At 62.2% G+C, this 17,048-nt stretch carries 11 protein-coding genes; 9 read left to right on the forward strand and 2 right to left on the reverse strand.

The window, feature by feature from the left end; all coding sequences use genetic code 11:
- The 9 genes from ACIOAU_RS20150 (at nucleotide 1) to ACIOAU_RS20190 (ending at nucleotide 13,889) form a co-directional block, all read left to right on the forward strand.
- Nucleotides 1-1,452 carry a sigma-54 dependent transcriptional regulator gene (locus tag ACIOAU_RS20150; protein ID WP_101322142.1) on the forward strand — a complete coding sequence of 484 codons (1,452 nt, stop codon included), beginning with the start codon at nucleotides 1-3 and terminating at the stop codon, nucleotides 1,450-1,452.
- Nucleotides 1,453-2,203: 751 nt separating this feature from the next.
- Nucleotides 2,204-3,592, forward strand: coding sequence for a polynucleotide adenylyltransferase PcnB (locus tag ACIOAU_RS20155; RefSeq protein ID WP_103438595.1), 1,389 nt, complete (start codon nucleotides 2,204-2,206; stop codon nucleotides 3,590-3,592).
- 2 nt (nucleotides 3,593-3,594) lie between these two features.
- Entirely contained in the window at nucleotides 3,595-4,074 is a 480-nt protein-coding gene (gene folK / locus ACIOAU_RS20160; protein ID WP_401184199.1) for a 2-amino-4-hydroxy-6-hydroxymethyldihydropteridine diphosphokinase, read from the forward strand.
- A 244-nt stretch (nucleotides 4,075-4,318) separates the two neighbouring features.
- Nucleotides 4,319-5,119, forward strand: coding sequence for a 3-methyl-2-oxobutanoate hydroxymethyltransferase (gene panB, locus ACIOAU_RS20165; RefSeq protein ID WP_101322146.1), 801 nt, complete (start codon nucleotides 4,319-4,321; stop codon nucleotides 5,117-5,119).
- The gene (gene panC, locus ACIOAU_RS20170) at nucleotides 5,116-5,979 is read left to right on the forward strand and encodes a pantoate--beta-alanine ligase (protein ID WP_101322147.1); all 864 of its coding nucleotides are present in this window, start codon (nucleotides 5,116-5,118) and stop codon (nucleotides 5,977-5,979) included. The genes panB and panC overlap by 4 nt, the downstream gene beginning before the upstream one ends.
- 151 nt (nucleotides 5,980-6,130) lie before the next feature.
- Nucleotides 6,131-7,795 carry a glucose-6-phosphate isomerase gene (pgi, locus tag ACIOAU_RS20175; RefSeq protein WP_150571325.1) on the forward strand — a complete coding sequence of 555 codons (1,665 nt, stop codon included), beginning with the start codon at nucleotides 6,131-6,133 and terminating at the stop codon, nucleotides 7,793-7,795.
- Nucleotides 7,796-8,026: 231 nt separating this feature from the next.
- Complete coding sequence (gene acs, locus ACIOAU_RS20180) at nucleotides 8,027-9,961, forward strand: acetate--CoA ligase (protein WP_150572256.1); 1,935 nt, start codon at nucleotides 8,027-8,029, stop codon at nucleotides 9,959-9,961.
- Between the two features lie 43 nt (nucleotides 9,962-10,004).
- A complete protein-coding gene (locus ACIOAU_RS20185; RefSeq protein WP_401184501.1) occupies nucleotides 10,005-10,874 on the forward strand; it encodes an oxygenase MpaB family protein in 870 nt (289 codons plus the stop codon).
- Nucleotides 10,875-10,952: 78 nt separating this feature from the next.
- Complete coding sequence (locus ACIOAU_RS20190) at nucleotides 10,953-13,889, forward strand: DUF748 domain-containing protein (protein WP_401184204.1); 2,937 nt, start codon at nucleotides 10,953-10,955, stop codon at nucleotides 13,887-13,889.
- Nucleotides 13,890-13,984: 95 nt separating this feature from the next.
- Here the strand turns inward: ACIOAU_RS20190 and ACIOAU_RS20195 are convergent, their stop codons facing one another.
- Both ACIOAU_RS20195 and pnp read right to left on the reverse strand, forming a co-directional pair.
- Nucleotides 13,985-14,335, reverse strand: coding sequence for a BON domain-containing protein (locus ACIOAU_RS20195; RefSeq protein ID WP_101322150.1), 351 nt, complete (start codon nucleotides 14,333-14,335; stop codon nucleotides 13,985-13,987).
- 484 nt (nucleotides 14,336-14,819) lie between these two features.
- Nucleotides 14,820-16,925 carry a polyribonucleotide nucleotidyltransferase gene (gene pnp / locus ACIOAU_RS20200; protein ID WP_101322151.1) on the reverse strand — a complete coding sequence of 702 codons (2,106 nt, stop codon included), beginning with the start codon at nucleotides 16,923-16,925 and terminating at the stop codon, nucleotides 14,820-14,822.
- Between the last annotated feature and the right edge of the window lie 123 nt (nucleotides 16,926-17,048).

A 17,048-nucleotide genomic window follows, 5' to 3' on the forward strand; every position in this document is an offset into this window, starting at 1 on the left:
ATGCCGCATATTCTGATCGTCGAAGACGAAACCATCATCCGCTCGGCCTTGCGTCGTCTGCTTGAACGCAACCAGTACCAGGTCAGCGAAGCGGGCTCGGTGCAGGAAGCCCAGGAACGCTTCAGCATTGCCACATTTGACCTGATCGTCAGCGACCTGCGCCTGCCTGGCGCCCCCGGTACCGAGCTGATCAAGCTAGGCCAGGGCATCCCGGTGCTGATCATGACCAGCTACGCCAGCCTGCGCTCGGCGGTCGACTCGATGAAAATGGGCGCGGTCGATTACATCGCCAAGCCGTTCGACCACGACGAGATGCTGCAGGCAGTTGCGCGCATCCTGCGTGATCGCCAGAACGCCCCGGCGGCCGCCACCAGCAGCCTCGAGCCGCGCAGCAACGGCAAACCGGCTGTTGCCGACAAAGGCAGCCATAATGCCGCCAATGGCGAGATCGGCATCATTGGCACCTGCGCGCCGATGCAGGACCTCTACAGCAAGATCCGCAAAGTGGCACCGACCGACTCCAATGTGTTGATCCAGGGTGAGTCGGGTACCGGCAAAGAACTGGTCGCACGCGCACTGCACAATCTGTCGCGACGGGCCAAGGCGCCGATGATTTCGGTCAACTGCGCAGCCATCCCTGAAACCTTGATCGAGTCGGAACTGTTCGGCCACGAAAAAGGCGCGTTCACCGGCGCCAGCGCCGGGCGTGCCGGTTTGGTCGAAGCAGCTGACGGCGGCACGCTGTTCCTCGATGAAATCGGCGAGCTGCCACTCGAAGCCCAGGCGCGCCTGTTGCGCGTGCTGCAGGAAGGCGAGATCCGCCGGGTTGGCGCGGTGCAATCGCAAAAGGTCGACGTGCGCCTGATCGCTGCGACCCACCGTGACCTGAAAAACCTGGCCAAGGTCGGCCAATTCCGCGAAGACCTTTATTACCGCCTGCACGTGATCGCCCTCAAGCTGCCGGCCTTGCGCGAGCGCGGCAGTGACGTCAACGAAATCGCCAGCGCCTTCCTCGCCCGCCAGAGCGCACGCATCGGTCGCGATGACCTGCATTTCTCCAGCGAGGCCGAGCAGGCGATTCGTCATTACAGCTGGCCGGGTAACGTGCGCGAGTTGGAAAACGCGGTCGAGCGCTCGGTGATCCTCAGCGAGAGCCCGGAAATTTCCGCCGAGCTGCTGGGCATCGACATCGAGCTGAGTGACCTGGACGACGATGACCTGCTTGACGGCATGTCCGCCCTGGGCAGCGTCAGTGCCGGTAACGCCAGCCACGAGCCGACCGAGGATCTGTCGCTGGAAGACTACTTCCAGCACTTCGTGCTCGAGCATCAGGACCACATGACCGAGACCGAACTGGCGCGCAAGCTTGGCGTCAGCCGTAAATGCCTGTGGGAGCGGCGCCAGCGCCTGGGCATCCCACGGCGCAAGAGCAACGCCACCAGCGACAACTGATCGGCGCCCAATAACGGGGCAAGCCGTCTACCACGGGGTTACCGTGGCAGAGGGCTTGCCCCGTTTGCGTTTGTGCAGGTAACACCCAGCGCGCCTGCAAAAATCTGTTACCCATCCCCGCCTGCCGTAACAGCTACCGAGGCGTACGGTAACGAAATTTCTACATTTGCTCCGCTCTCGACCTGAGCAAAACCCGGAAAACCCCCGTATTTGCTGGGTTTTCAAAAGTTGGCACGGCACCTGCTATATCTTTGGTACAAGAACAATAACAAGCATTGCAACTCAGAATAAGAACAAGACGAAACGGCTCACGCACAATAAAAACAAGACGGCGGAGGCGCAGCTAACTGATTCTTTTGGAGAGGAGTTGTGTTTGGGGCTTGCCCCACGACCAGGCAGAGAACAACAAAAACTGCACTAAAGCAGCGCCTACACTGGTTGGATCGACAGATCAGCATCACCTCAGCGGCCAAAGCAATCCGTTTGCTCTTTACCCCCGGTTTGGGGGTCGTCCACAAGTTTCGCGCTTTGTGGGCAGGGCACTCAACAAAAACAAGAAGCCCAGCAGAAAAACAATAAGAGCACGCAACGACTTCTTGGGGAGCTTAGGCTCCCCTTGTCGTTTCCGCCTCCCGCGCAAGCACCCGTGGCATACCGCCTACACCATCCCCGAAGTAAATGCTAGAATCCCCGCCCATCATGCGGCCATTCTCTATCCCTTGGCCGAACATTCCTTCAAACAGTGCATCCCATGCTGAAGAAGTTGTTCCAGTCGTTCCGTCCTCCCGTTAGTGGTCAACACCACAGGCGCACCACGCCTGAAGTGATCAACAAGAGCCAGCACTCGCTGCAGCGCAGCCAGTTCAGCCGCCATGCGGTGGGCATTGTCGATCGCCTGCAGGCTGCCGGATACCAGGCTTACCTGGTTGGCGGCTGTGTGCGTGACATGCTCCTGGGCATCACGCCCAAAGACTTCGATGTCGCCACCAGCGCCACGCCTGAACAGGTCCGTGCCGAGTTTCGCAATGCGCGAATCATTGGCCGCCGCTTCAAGCTGGTTCACGTGCATTTCGGCCGTGACATCATCGAAGTGGCCACTTTCCGTGCCCACCACAGCGATGAAGACGAGGGCGACAGCCACCGTTCGTCGCATAATGCCAGCGGTCGTATTCTGCGCGACAACGTCTACGGCACCCTCGAAGACGACGCCCAGCGTCGCGACTTCACGGTCAATGCGCTGTACTACGACCCGGTCAGCGAGCGCATCCTCGACTACGCCAACGGCATGCCCGATGTGCGTAACCGCCTGCTGCGCCTGATTGGCGACCCGGTCCATCGTTACCAGGAAGACCCGGTGCGCATGCTGCGCGCGGTGCGCTTTGCGGCCAAGCTCAACTTCGGCATCGAAAAGCACACGGTGCAGCCGATCCGCGAGCTGGCACCGATGCTGCGCGATATCCCGCCAGCACGGCTGTTCGAGGAATGCCTCAAGCTTTTCCTCTCCGGCCACGGCGCCATCGCCTTCGAAATGCTGGTTGACCTGCATCTGTTTGAACCGTTGTTCCCAGGCAGCAGCCACGCCCTGGAAGAGCGCCCAAGCTACACCCACACGCTGATCAGCAACGCCTTGATGAACACCGACCTGCGCGTCAAGCAGGGCAAACCGGTAACGCCGGCGTTCCTCTTCGCGGCCATGCTCTGGCCGGCCCTACCGGGCCGTGCACTGTACCTGCAGAGCCAAGGCGTACCGCCGATCCCGGCAATGAACCAGGCCGCCCACGACCTGATCGCCGAACAGTGCCAGCGCATTGCAATCCCTAAGCGTTTCACCCTGCCGATCCGCGAGATCTGGGACATGCAGGAGCGCCTGCCACGGCGCAGCGGCAAACGCGCCGACATGCTCCTGGACAACCCGCGCTTCCGCGCTGGCTACGACTTCCTGCTGCTGCGCGAGAGCGCCGGCGAGGAAACCGAAGAGCTGGGCCAGTGGTGGACCGACTACCAGGACGCCAACGACAGCGAACGCCGGGCCATGATCGCCGAGCTGGGTAGCCGTGATGACGGCAGCGGCGCCGCGCCACGCAAACGCAAGCGCAGCGGTACCAAGCGCAAGCGCAGCGCTGACGAAGCGTTCGACTGAGCATGAGCGTGCGCGTGTACATCGGCCTGGGCAGCAACCTGGCCGAACCTGCCCAGCAACTGCGCAGCGCCCTCGATGCCTTGGACAAGGCCGAGGGCACGCGCCTGGCAGCGGTTTCCGGCTTCTACGCCAGCGACTCGCTGCTGCCCGGCCAGCCGCGCTACACCAATGCCGTAGCCGCGCTCGACACCACGCTCGAGCCGCTGCAGCTGCTTGATGCGCTGCAGGCGATCGAGAACGATCAAGGGCGCGTGCGTCAGGAACGCTGGGGCCCACGCACCCTCGACCTGGATGTGCTGCTGTTTGGCCAACAGGTGCTCGACAGCCCGCGCCTGACCGTGCCGCACTACCATATGCACGCGCGCCCGTTCGTGCTCTACCCGCTGGCTGAGCTGGTGCCTGCCGACTTCGTCCTCGCCGATGGTCGCAGCCTTGCGCAAATGCTCGCCGCCTGCCCGTTCAGCGGCCTCGAACGCCTGTAATTCGGGCGATCTTGACGGCGGTAACGCCAGTAACACCCTTGCCGTAACAATGCGGTAACAGGGTGATTGACTTCCCTCCCCTCGCTCACGACTATAGGCATCCCGTGGCCTCGACGCGCCACACTTAACCTATTTGGGCCCGGGCGGGTCTGAACATCACGAACGATGATGTGCCGCTCCGCATCGCACCTGCGCAAGGTTGTACCCAGGTCGATTGCACAGCGCCTGAACGAGGACTTTCTACATGCCTGAAGTAACCCTGACCACCCTGCATGGCCTCAAGGCCAAGGGTGAGAAAATCGCCATGCTGACCTGCTATGACGCCACCTTCGCCAAGGCTGCCAGCCAGGCCGGGGTCGACGTGTTGCTGGTGGGTGACTCGCTGGGAATGGTCCTGCAAGGGCATGACAGCACGCTGCCGGTGACCACTGCAGAAATGGCCTACCACACGGCCTGCGTCAAACGCGGCAACGACGGCGCACTGATCCTCGCCGATCTGCCGTTCATGGCCCACGCCACGCCTGAGCAGGCCTTCGCCAACTGCGCCAGCCTGATGCAGGCCGGCGCGCACATGATCAAGCTCGAAGGCGCGGCCTGGCTGAGCGAGACCATTCGCCTGCTGGCCGAACGTGGCGTGCCGGTGTGCGCGCACATGGGCCTGACCCCGCAGACGGTCAACGTGCTCGGCGGTTACAAGGTGCAGGGCCGGCAGGAAGCCCAGGCGCGGCAGATGCGCGCCGACGCGATTGCTCTGGAGCAAGCCGGTGCGGCCATGCTCCTGCTCGAATGCGTGCCCAGCGAGCTGGCTGCGGAGATCACCCAGGCCGTGGCCATTCCGGTGATCGGCATCGGTGCCGGTAACGCCACCGACGGCCAGGTGCTGGTGCTGCACGACATGCTCGGCCTGTCGCTGACCGGGCGCATGCCCAAGTTCGTCAAGAACTTCATGCTCGGCCAGGCCGATATCCAAGGCGCCCTGAGTGCTTACGTGGCGGCGGTCAAAGACGTCAGCTTCCCGGCTGCAGAACACGGGTTCAGCGCATGAATACCGTCAAGAGCGTCCGTGAACTGCGCGCAGCCGTGGCCCGCGCCCGCAGCGAAGGCAAGCGCATCGCCTTTGTCCCGACCATGGGCAACCTGCACAGCGGCCACGTCGCCCTGGTGACCAAAGCCACCCAGCGCGCCGACTTCGTCGTGGCGAGCATCTTCGTCAACCCGCTGCAGTTTGGCGCCGGCGAGGACCTCGACAGCTACCCGCGCACCCTTGCCGCTGACCAGGAGCGCCTGCTCGAGGCAGGCTGTCATTTGCTGTTCGCGCCGACCGTGGATGAAATGTACCCCGACGGCACCACAGTGCAGACCCGGGTCAGCGTGCCGCAACTGTCCGAAGGCCTGTGTGGCGCCAGCCGCCCGGGGCATTTCGAAGGCGTGGCCACGGTCGTCAGCAAGCTGTTCAATATGGTCCAGCCCGACTTGGCCGTGTTCGGCGAAAAGGACTACCAGCAACTGGCGGTGATCCGCGCCATGGTGCGCGACCTGAACATGCCGATCCAGATCATCGGCGAGCCGACCGTACGCGCCGACGATGGCCTGGCGCTGTCCTCGCGCAACGGCTACCTGACGCCCGAGCAACGCGCTGCAGCGCCGGCGCTGTACCGCGAGCTGAGCGTGATGGCCGACGCCATCCGCCATGGCCAGCGCGACTTTGCCGAGCTGATCGTGGCCGGTCAGGCCCAACTGCTGGCGGCAGGCTTTCGCCCGGACTATCTGGAAGTGCGCCACGCACTGACCCTGCGCCCGGCCATGGCCGATGACCGCGACGTGGTGGTAATTGCCGCAGCGTACCTGGGCACCACACGCCTGATCGACAACTTGTACCTGCATCTGGACGAGCCCACCGCCTGATTGCAACCCGGGGCCGCCACGCGGCCCCAAATTATCCCCGCCTGACCCCATTCCCCCCGCGCCAGCCATGCCTATAATGATCAACTGCCTGCAACTGCCAGCGGCTGCCAGTTGTCCAAGGCCAGATCATGCATCAAGGAAACCCTTCGCAATGGCGTATTACCGTACCCCCCATGATGTGACGACGCTGCCAGCCTGGCAGGCGCTGCAACAACACCGCGACGCCATGCAGGATTTCAGCATGCGCGACGCCTTCGCGGCCAACCCGCAACGCTTCGATCAGTTCTCCCTGAGCAGCTGCGGGCTGTTTCTCGATTACTCGAAAAACCTGATCAACGATGAGACCCGCAAGCTGCTGGTCAACTTGGCCACCGACGTCGACCTGGCAGCAGCCATCAAGTCGATGTTCAGCGGCGAGATCATCAACGCCTCCGAAGGCCGCCCGGTACTGCACACCGCCCTGCGCCGCCCGGTTGGCGACAAACTCAGCGTCAACGGCGTCAACGTGATGCCCGAAGTGCACAAGGTACTCAACCAGATCACCGAGCTGGTCGGCCGCATTCATGACGGGCTGTGGCGCGGCTACAGCGAAAAACCGATCACCGACGTGGTCAACATCGGCATCGGCGGCTCGTTCCTCGGCCCTGAGTTGGTTTCCGAAGCCTTGCTGCCGTACGCCCAGCGCGGCGTGCGCTGCCACTACCTGGCCAATATCGACGGCAGCGAATTCCACGAGCTGTCGGCCAAGCTTGCGGCCGAGACGACCCTGTTCATCGTTTCGTCGAAGTCGTTCAACACCCTCGAAACCCTGAAGAACGCCATGGCCGCCCGCACCTGGTACCTGGCCCAGGGTGGCTCCGAAGCCGAGCTGTACCGTCACTTCATCGCGGTCTCGAGCAACAAGGCCGCAGCCGTCGCGTTCGGTATCCGCGAAGAAAACATCTTCCCGATGTGGGACTGGGTTGGCGGGCGTTACTCACTGTGGTCGGCGATTGGTTTGCCAATTGCGCTGGCCATCGGCACGGCCAACTTCAAGGAGCTGCTGTCGGGCGCCTACACCATGGACCAGCACTTCCAGACCGCGCCGTTCGAGCAGAACATGCCGGTGCTGCTGGCCCTGCTTGGCGTCTGGTACGGCAACTTCTGGGATGCGCGCAGCCACGCGATCCTGCCGTACGACCATTACCTGCGCAACATCACCAAGCACCTGCAGCAGTTGGACATGGAGTCCAACGGCAAGAGCGTGCTGCAGGATGGCAGCCCGGCGCCAACCGCGACCGGCCCGGTGATCTGGGGCGGCGTTGGCTGTAACGGCCAGCATGCCTATCACCAGTTGCTGCACCAGGGCACCCAACTGATCCCGGCCGACTTTATCGTGCCGGTGGTGAGCTTCAACCCGGTGGCCGACCATCACCAGTGGCTATACGCCAACTGCCTGTCGCAGAGCCAGGCACTGATGCTCGGCAAGACCCGCGAAGAAGCCGAGGCCGAGCTGCGTGGCAAGGGCCTGAACGAAGCCGATGTGGCCAAGCTGGCGCCGCACAAGGTCATCCCTGGCAACCGCCCGAGCAACACCCTGGTGGTCGAGCGGATCAGCCCGCGTCGCCTCGGCGCGCTGGTGGCGATGTATGAGCACAAGGTGTTCGTGCAGAGCGTGATCTGGGGCATCAATGCCTTTGACCAATGGGGCGTCGAGCTGGGCAAAGAGCTCGGCAAAGGCGTGTACCAACGCCTGGTCGGCGCTCAGGAAGAAGCCGCTGAAGACGGCTCCACCCAAGGCCTGATCAATTACTTCCGCGGTCGTCACCGCGGCTGATCAAGCCCTGCTGCAAGCCCCGGCGCGGGGCCAGCTTGTCTCCTGCAGTAGCGTTCGATTGAGCGGTACTGCAGGGGGCAAGCTGGCCCCGCGCTTTGCATTGCGCCGGCAACCCCGGAGGAACACCCGCGCCGACTACACTGTCCATCGAATAGCCGTTGCACTTCATCCTGCCTTGCGCGCCGCGGTGAGGTGCAGTCCCTTGCCACGACAAGAGCAGGACCACCCGCCATGTTCGATCTCAGCAAGTACCCCACCGCCCTCGCCGTCAGCCAGGCCGCCGAGCTCAGCGCCGACGACTATCAACGCCTCTATCGACAGTCGATCGATGACCCGGACAGCTTCTGGGCCGAGCAAGCCAAGCGGCTGGACTGGATCAAGCCCTGGAGCAGCGTGCAACAGGCCGACCTTGCCAGCGGCGATGCCAAATGGTTCGCCGGCGGCAAGCTCAACGTCAGCTACAACTGCATCGACCGCCACCTGGCCAAACGGGGTGAGCAGACCGCGCTGCTCTGGGAAGGCGACGACCCCAAGGATTCGCAGGCCATCAGCTACCGCGAGCTGCACCGCCAGGTCTGCCGCCTGGCCAACGCACTGAAGGCGCGCGGGGTGAGCAAGGGCGATCGGGTGTGCATCTACATGCCGATGATCCCTGAGGCGGCTTACGCCATGCTTGCCTGCAGCCGCATCGGCGCGATCCACTCGGTGGTATTTGGTGGCTTCTCGCCCGACGCCCTGCGCGACCGCATCCTGGATGCCGACTGCCGCACGGTGATTACCGCTGATGAAGGCGTGCGGGGCGGCAAACGTGTACCGCTCAAGCAGAACGTCGACAAGGCCCTGGCCAGCTGCCCGGCCGTCAGCAGCGTATTCGTGGTGCGCCGCACCGGTGGTGAAGTGGCCTGGGACAACCAGCGCGACCTCTGGTACCACACCGCCACCGAGCTTGCCGGTGACGACTGCCCACCCGAGCCGATGGATGCCGAAGACCCGCTGTTCATCCTGTATACCTCCGGCAGCACCGGCAAACCCAAAGGCGTGCTGCACACCACCGGCGGCTATCTGCTGCAGGCCGCGATGACCTTCAAGGTGGTATTCGATTACCGCGACGGCGAAGTGTTCTGGTGCACCGCCGATGTCGGCTGGGTCACCGGCCACAGCTATATCGTCTATGGCCCGCTGGCCAACGGGGCGATCTCGCTGATGTTCGAAGGCGTGCCCAACTACCCCGATAGCTCGCGTTTCTGGCAGGTCATCGACAAGCATCAGGTGAATATCTTCTACACCGCCCCTACCGCCCTGCGCGCCCTGATGCGCGAAGGCCCAGGCCCCCTACAGGACACCTCGCGGGAAAGCCTGCGCCTGCTCGGCAGTGTCGGCGAGCCGATCAACCCGGAAGCCTGGGAGTGGTACTTTCATCAGGTTGGCAAAGAACGCTGCCCGATCGTCGACACCTGGTGGCAGACCGAAACCGGCGGCATCATGCTCAGCCCGCTGCCGGGCAATGGGCAGATCAAACCGGGTTGCGCCACCCAGCCGATGTTTGGCGTGCAACCGGTACTACTCGATGACAAAGGCGCAGTGATCGACGGGCCAGGTTCGGGCCTGCTGGCAATCAAAGCCAGCTGGCCGGCGCAGATCCGCAGCGTCTACGGCGACCAGCAACGCATGGTCGACACCTACTTCAAGCCCTTCGCCGGCTACTATTTCACCGGCGACGGCGCCCGCCGCGACGCCGATGGCGACTACTGGATCACCGGGCGAGTCGATGATGTGATCAACGTCTCCGGCCACCGGATCGGTACGGCAGAAGTGGAAAGCGCGCTGGTGCTGCACGACGGCATCGCCGAGGCGGCCGTGGTCGGCTATCCGCACGACCTCAAGGGCCAGGGTATCTATGCCTTCGTCACGCCGATGAATGGCGTGAGCGCAGACGACGCCCTCAAGGCTGAACTGCTGGCGTTGGTCAGCAAGGAGATCGGCAGCTTCGCCAAACCGGAGATGATCCAGTGGGCACCGGCCCTGCCCAAGACCCGCTCGGGCAAGATCATGCGGCGTATACTGCGCAAGATCGCCTGCAACGAGCTGGACTCGCTGGGTGACACCTCGACCCTGGCCGATGCCAGCGTCGTGCAGGGCTTGATCGATACTCGCCTCAACCAATAGCTAGAGGTAGCCCATGGCGGGCTGCCGCGCATTGCAGGTCGCCATGGAAGCCTTACGCCGTCGTATCGAAACCCAGGTCATGAGCCTGACTGGCCTGGCCCTCGGCCAGCTTGACCTGGAGTCACCCAAGGGTGACCCCGGCCTGTTTGGCCCCGACAGCGTCAGTTGGCAGGTCCACGGCGATTTCCCGAGCATGCTGGTCGGCGGTATCAGTGCCTTGATGCTGCAACTGCTGCACCCGCTGGCCCTGGCCGGGGTGTGGGATCACTCCAACTTTCGCGAAGACCTGCTCGGGCGCCTGCGCCGCACCAGCCAATTCATCTCCGGCACCACCTTTGGCTCGACCCGCGACGCCAACTGGTTGATCGACAAGGTACGCACCATCCACCTCAAAGTCGTCGGCACCGCCGCCGATGGCCGGCCTTATGCCGCCAGTGACCCAGACCTGCTGACCTGGGTGCACGTTGCCGAAGTTAGCAGCTTCATGGCCGCTCACCTGCGTTACCGCAACCCGCATCTGGCGCAGGCTGATCAGGACGCGTACTACAACGAAATCGCCCTGATCGCCGAGCGCCTCGGCGCGCGCGACGTGCCACGCTCCTGTGCGCAAATCGAGGCCTACCTGCAACGCATGCGTCCGCAGTTGCACTGCGATGCGCGCAGTCTGGAGGTGATCGATATCCTGCTCAAGGCACCGGCGCCAAGCCGCTTGGCAGCCCCCGTGGGCAAGCTCATGCTGCGGGCGGGCATCGAACTGTTACCAGGCTGGGGCCGGGATATGCTTGAGCTGCAGCAAGGGCCGCTGAGTCGGCGCTTGATCCGGGTAGGTATCGAGCGCACCGCGCCAGTCCTGCGCTGGGCCATGCGCGACAGCTCGGCGCACCGCGCGCGGCGGCGAATGGGCATCGAATAAGGTCATTCGGCTGATTCTGCGGAACCGATTTAACGTGCCATACTCCAAGCACTCCCGCTCGGACAGACGATGCTGCACATGCCCAAAGGATTGACTCGCGCCCTCGGCGCCATGCTGGCCCTCGTGGCCTTGTACAGCCTGCTCGGCTTCTTCATCCTTCCAGGCATTGGCCTACGCATTGCCAATCAACAGCTGGCCCAATACGCGACGGTGCCGGCGCAGCTGCAACGCATCGAATTCAACCCGTTCAGCCTAGAGCTGACCCTGTGGGGTTTGCAGGTCGGCGAGCCGGGCAAAGAGCAGCTGGGTTTTGAGCGCTTGTACGCCAACCTGTCGCTGGACAGCCTGTGGAGCGGCGCCCTGCACCTGGATGCAGTGGAGCTGGACAAACCGCGCAACGAAATCCTCTTCGGCAAAAACGGCAGCCTCAACCTGACTCAGCTGTTCAAACTGCCGCCCAGCGAAGCCAAGCCAGACGAGCCAGCCAGCGACCCGTTCCCGCTGCGTATCGGCAGCATCAAGCTCACTGAAGGCTACCTGCACTTCCAGGACCTGCGCCCGAGCGAGCCGATCGAGTTTCTTTACGACTCGATGAATTTCGAGCTAAAGAACCTCAGCACCCTGCCCGACGACAGCGCCGACATGACCTTGGTCGCCATCGGCCCCGCCGGTGGGCGGATCGACTGGAAAGGCACACTCGGCCTGGCGCCGATCAGCTCGCAAGGCACCCTGAAAATCACCGACGGCAACATGAAGGCGTTCTGGCCTTACGTGCGTGACGCGGTGCCGCTGGTGCTGGAAGAAGGCGTGATCAGCCTCGATACCCACTACACGCTCAACCTGTCGAAACAGACCGAGCTGCTGCTCGACAACACTCAGGTACGCATCGCGCCGTTCGCCATCAAGGCACCGGACGGCAGGCAACTGGCGCGGCTGGCCAGTCTCGAAGTCAGCGAAACCTCGATCGATCTGGCCAAGCAACTGGTCACCGTAGGCAAGGTCCGCAGCAGCAAGCTGGAGACCTGGGCCGCCTTGGAACAGGACGGCCAGCTCGACTGGCAGACGCTGTTCGCCAGCCAGCCAGCCAAAGCTACCCCCCAGGAGAAAGCCGAACCTGCCGCGGCCGAGCCGACAGCGCAGGAAAAAGCAGCCGCCGCGCCGAGCAAGCCGTGGCAAGTACTGCTCAAGGACGTTCAAGCGCGCGATTACATGATTCACCTGGCAGACCGCAGCCAGAAAGAACCGGTCACCCTGGATGTCGGCCCGCTCAACCTCGACATGCAGGGCTATGACAGCCTCAACAAGTCGCCGTTTACCCTCAAACTGGATACCGCCGTCGGCAAGCAAGGCAAACTGCAAGCCTCCGGCCAGGTCAACCTGGCCCCGGTCACCGCCAAGCTCGATGTCAGCACCCGCGACATCGACCTGCGCATCGCCCAGGCCTACATCAGCCCGTTCATTCAGCTTGAACTGCGCAGCGGCATGCTCGCCAGCGAGCTCAAGGTCGATCTGCAAAATACGGCGCCGCTGGCCTTTACCGTCACCGGTACCGCAACCGTCAACCAGTTGCATACCCTCGACACGATCAAGGACCGCGACTTCGTCAAATGGCAGCAGCTCGACCTCAATGGGTTGTCATACGTGCACGGCGATGCGCTGACCATCGACCAAGTCAAGCTGCTGCAGCCATATGCGCGTTTCATCATCAACGAAGACCGCACCACCAACGTTGATGACCTGCTGATTCCGCAGCCAGCCGGCGCTACCAAAAGCACCGCAGAAAAACCGGTGACTCCCAGCAACAGCAAGCCACTGGGCATTCGTATCGGCAAGATCGACATCAACGACGGCTCGGCCAACTTTGCCGACCTGACCCTGACGCCAAACTTCGCCACAGCCGTGCAGCAGCTCAATGGCCAGGTCGGCACCATCGACAACCGCCAGCCTGCGCCGGCCAAGGTCGATATCAAGGGCAAGGTCGACCGCTATGCACCGGTCACCATCAAGGGCGCGCTCAACCCGTTCAACCCGATGGCCAGCCTGGACATCGCCACCAGCTTCAAACGCGTCGAGCTGACCACACTGACGCCCTACTCCGGCAAGTTTGCCGGCTTTCGCATTCGCAAGGGCCGGCTCAACCTGGACGTGCACTACCTGATCACCAATGGCCAGCTCAAGGCAGAAAACAAGCTGGTGATCGAGCAACTGCAACTGGGTGAGAAGGTCGACAGCCCCGACGCCGTCGACCTGCCGATCCGCCTGGCGGTGGCGCTGCTCAAGGACACCGACGGCACCATCTCGATCGAGCTGCCGGTGACCGGCGACCTCAACAACCCGCAGTTCAGCGTCATGCCGATCGTTTGGCAAACCCTGCGCAATCTGGTCCTGCGTGCCGCCCAGGCGCCGTTCAAGTTCATTGGCGGGCTGGTCTCCGGCGGCAGCTCGCAGGACCTGGGTACGGTCGCGTTCAGCGCCGGCTCCAGCGACCTCAGCGGCGATGCCCAAGCGGCCTTGGACAAACTGGCGACCGCGCTCAACGAACGCCCTGAATTGCGCCTGGAGATCGAAGGCACCAGCGCCCAGACCAGCGATGGCCCGTTGATCGCCGAGCAGCGCCTGGAGCGTGAGTATCAGTCGATCTGGTACAAGATACTGCAGCGTCGCGGCGACAAGGTGCCGGCCAATGCGTCGATGCTGGTGGTGGATGCTGACGACAAGCCGGCGATGCTCGAAGGTATCTACCGCACCCGCCTGAAACAACAGCCGCCTGCTGAATGGCAGCAGCTGGGGCGTGAAGAGCGTAGCGCCAAGTTGCGTGAGGCGGTGATCAAGTCCTGGGCCGAGAGCGCTGCGCTGCTGCGCCAGTTGGGCCAGGCGCGGGCCGGTAACATCAAGGATTACCTGGTCGACAAAGGCAAGTTGGCGGATGACCGGGTGTACTTCATCGATACCACGCTGGGCCAGGCCGAATCGGATGGGCGCGTGATCACGCCGATGCACCTGGATGCTGAATAAGCGTCTGCACTGAGCGCAACAACGAAAAAGCCCCGGCATGTGCCGGGGCTTTTCGTTATGCGTTGGCCAGATCCATCTGGCCTGCGCAGCAATCCTTATTCGGCTTTCAGGCCAGCAGCCGAGACGTCTTTAACGCCTTTGATAGCCTTGGTGATTGCTACTGCACGCTCTTTTTGCGAATCGGTGACTTTCACATCGGACGACAGCGAAACTACGCCTTGATTGGTTTCGACTTTGATATCGCCGCCTGGGATGCCTTTCTCGGTCAGCAGATCAGCTTTGACCTTGGTGGTGATCCAGGTATCGGAGCCATCTTGCTTGGCGCTGTCGACAGTGTTGGCAGCCAGCATAACTGGAGCCTGAACGGCTTGCTGAGCGAAAGCAGCGTTAGCCATGGTCAGAGTCAGAGCGGTAGCAGTAGCGGCAGCAATAGCGAACTTCTTCATACGGGTCACTCCTGTTGTCGAAAGGTCTGCGCCGAGTCAGTTGGCGTCAGATGAATAGACTATTGCAGGGGCTGTGCCAACTTTTCAAAGGCCATAAAACCAATATAAATCAGTAACTTATCAATTTTCTGAAATCCACTCTCTCGTGCATTTTGCAAGCCGGAGCAAAATCCTGCATGCAAGATGCATGTACCCCAGAGTTTTCGCCATCTCGAAATGGGCGCGGAAAATGTAGGAGCGGCCTTGTGTCGCGAAAGGGGTGCGCAGCGCCCCCGGCAATTCTGCGGCGTTGCCTAAATTGTAGGGCCGCTACGCAGCCCTTTCGCGACACAAGGCCGCTCCTACACGGGGCAGTGTTTGACAAATAAAAAAGGCCGCTGTGTGACCCATCGCGACCCAAGATCGCAATGGGCCGCACAGCGGCCCCTATGCGCTGAACATCAGCGCAACCCCGAAGGGTTTATTTCATACCACTACAGCTGGCTTAAACGCCGGAAGCCTTGGCTGCCGCAACGTCTTTGATCGACAGCTTGATACGGCCGCGGTTGTCCACGTCCAGTACCAGTACTTCAACCTCTTCGCCTTCTTTCAGCACGTCGGTGACCTTCTCTACGCGCTCATTGCTGAGCATCGAGATGTGCACCAGGCCGTCTTTGCCAGGCAGGATGTTGACGAATGCGCCGAAGTCGACGATGCGTTCAACCTTGCCGACGTAGATCTTGCCGATCTCGGCCTCGGCAGTGATACCCAGGACGCGCTGGCGAGCTGCTTCAGCGGCTTCTTTGGTTTCGCCGAAGATCTTGATCGAGCCGTCGTCTTCGATATCGATCGAAGCCTTGGTCTCTTCACAGATACCACGGATGGTCGCGCCGCCTTTACCGATAACGTCACGGATCTTGTCGGTGTCGATCTTCATGGCGATCATGGTCGGCGCGTTGGCCGACAGCTCGGTACGCGAAGTACCAATGATCTGGTTCATCTGGCCGAGGATGTTCAGGCGCGCTTCCAGGGCCTGGCCCAGGGCGATTTCCATGATCTCTTCGGTGATGCCGTTGATCTTGATGTCCATCTGCAGCGCGGTAACACCTTTGGCGGTACCGGCTACCTTGAAGTCCATGTCGCCGAGATGGTCTTCGTCACCGAGGATGTCGGTGAGGATGGCGAACTTGTCGCCTTCCTTGACCAGGCCCATGGCGATACCGGCAACTGGCGCCTTCATCGGCACACCAGCGTCCATCAGGGCCAGGGAAGCACCGCAGACCGACGCCATCGAGCTCGAACCGTTCGACTCGGTGATTTCCGATACCACACGGATGGTGTACGGGAACACGTCAGCAGCAGGCAGCATGGCCTGAACCGAACGACGGGCCAGACGGCCGTGACCGATTTCGCGACGGCCAGCACCACCCATACGACCACACTCACCTACCGAGAACGGTGGGAAGTTGTAGTGCAGCATGAACGGGTCTTTCTTCTCGCCTTCGAGGGTGTCGAGCAGCTGAGCATCACGCGCAGTACCCAGGGTCGCAACGACCAGGGCCTGGGTTTCGCCACGGGTGAACAGTGCCGAACCGTGGGTCTTCGGCAGAACGCCGACTTCGATGTTCAGCGGGCGTACAGTCTTGGTGTCGCGACCGTCGATACGTGGCTTGCCGTTGACGATGTTTTCGCGCACGGTGCGGTATTCGATTTCGCCAAAGATTTCTTTGACCACGGAAGCCGAAGGCTGGCCTTCTTCACCGGAGAACTTGGCGATCGCCTGATCACGCAGCTCGCCCAGACGCGCATAGCGGTCGGCCTTGACGGTGATGGTGTAGCCCTGCGAGATGCCTTCGCCGAATTCAGCGCGGATGGCGTTGAACAGCTCGGTGTTGGCAACGGCTGGTTTCCAGTCCCAGGTCGGCTTGGCAGCTTCGGCAGCCAGCTCTTTGACAGCCTGGATGACCGACTGGAATTCGTCGTGGGCGAACAGTACGGCGCCCAGCATCTGGTCTTCGGTCAGCTCTTTGGCTTCCGATTCAACCATCAGCACAGCGCTGTCGGTACCGGCTACGACCATGTCCAGGCTCGAGGCAGCCAGTTGCTCGTAGGTTGGGTTCAGCAGGTAGCCGGTGCTTTCATGGAAGGCAACACGGGCGGCGCCGATCGGGCCTTCGAACGGGATGCCGGAGATTGCCAGGGCAGCCGAAGTACCGATCATCGCAGCGATGTCCGGATCGGTTTTCTTGCTGGTCGACACGACGGTGCAGACAACCTGCACTTCGTTCATGAAGCCTTCTGGGAACAGCGGACGGATCGGACGGTCGATCAGGCGCGAGGTCAGCGTCTCTTTCTCGGAAGGACGGCCTTCACGCTTGAAGAAACCACCAGGGATCTTGCCAGCGGCGTAGGTTTTTTCCTGGTAGTGCACGGACAGCGGGAAGAAGCCTTTGCTTGGGTCTGCGTGCTTGGCACCGACCACGGTCACCAGCACGGTGACATCGTTATCGACGGTGACCAGGACTGCGCCGGTGGCCTGACGGGCAATGCGGCCCGTTTCGAGGGTAACGGTCGATTGACCGAACTGGAATTTCTTGATTACCGGGTTCACGGTTTCCTACCTTTTCAATGGCTCTGGGGGAACTGGTTTCTTGCGAATTCTTGGGCAGAACGGGGAATCGGCCCCATTGACCGTCCAGATACAACTCGAGGCTGGGAGCCTGGTTACCGGGCG

Origin of the sequence: Pseudomonas sp. NPDC088322 (assembly GCF_044740745.1) — a bacterium.
Taxonomy (GTDB): domain Bacteria; phylum Pseudomonadota; class Gammaproteobacteria; order Pseudomonadales; family Pseudomonadaceae; genus Aquipseudomonas; species Aquipseudomonas shirazensis.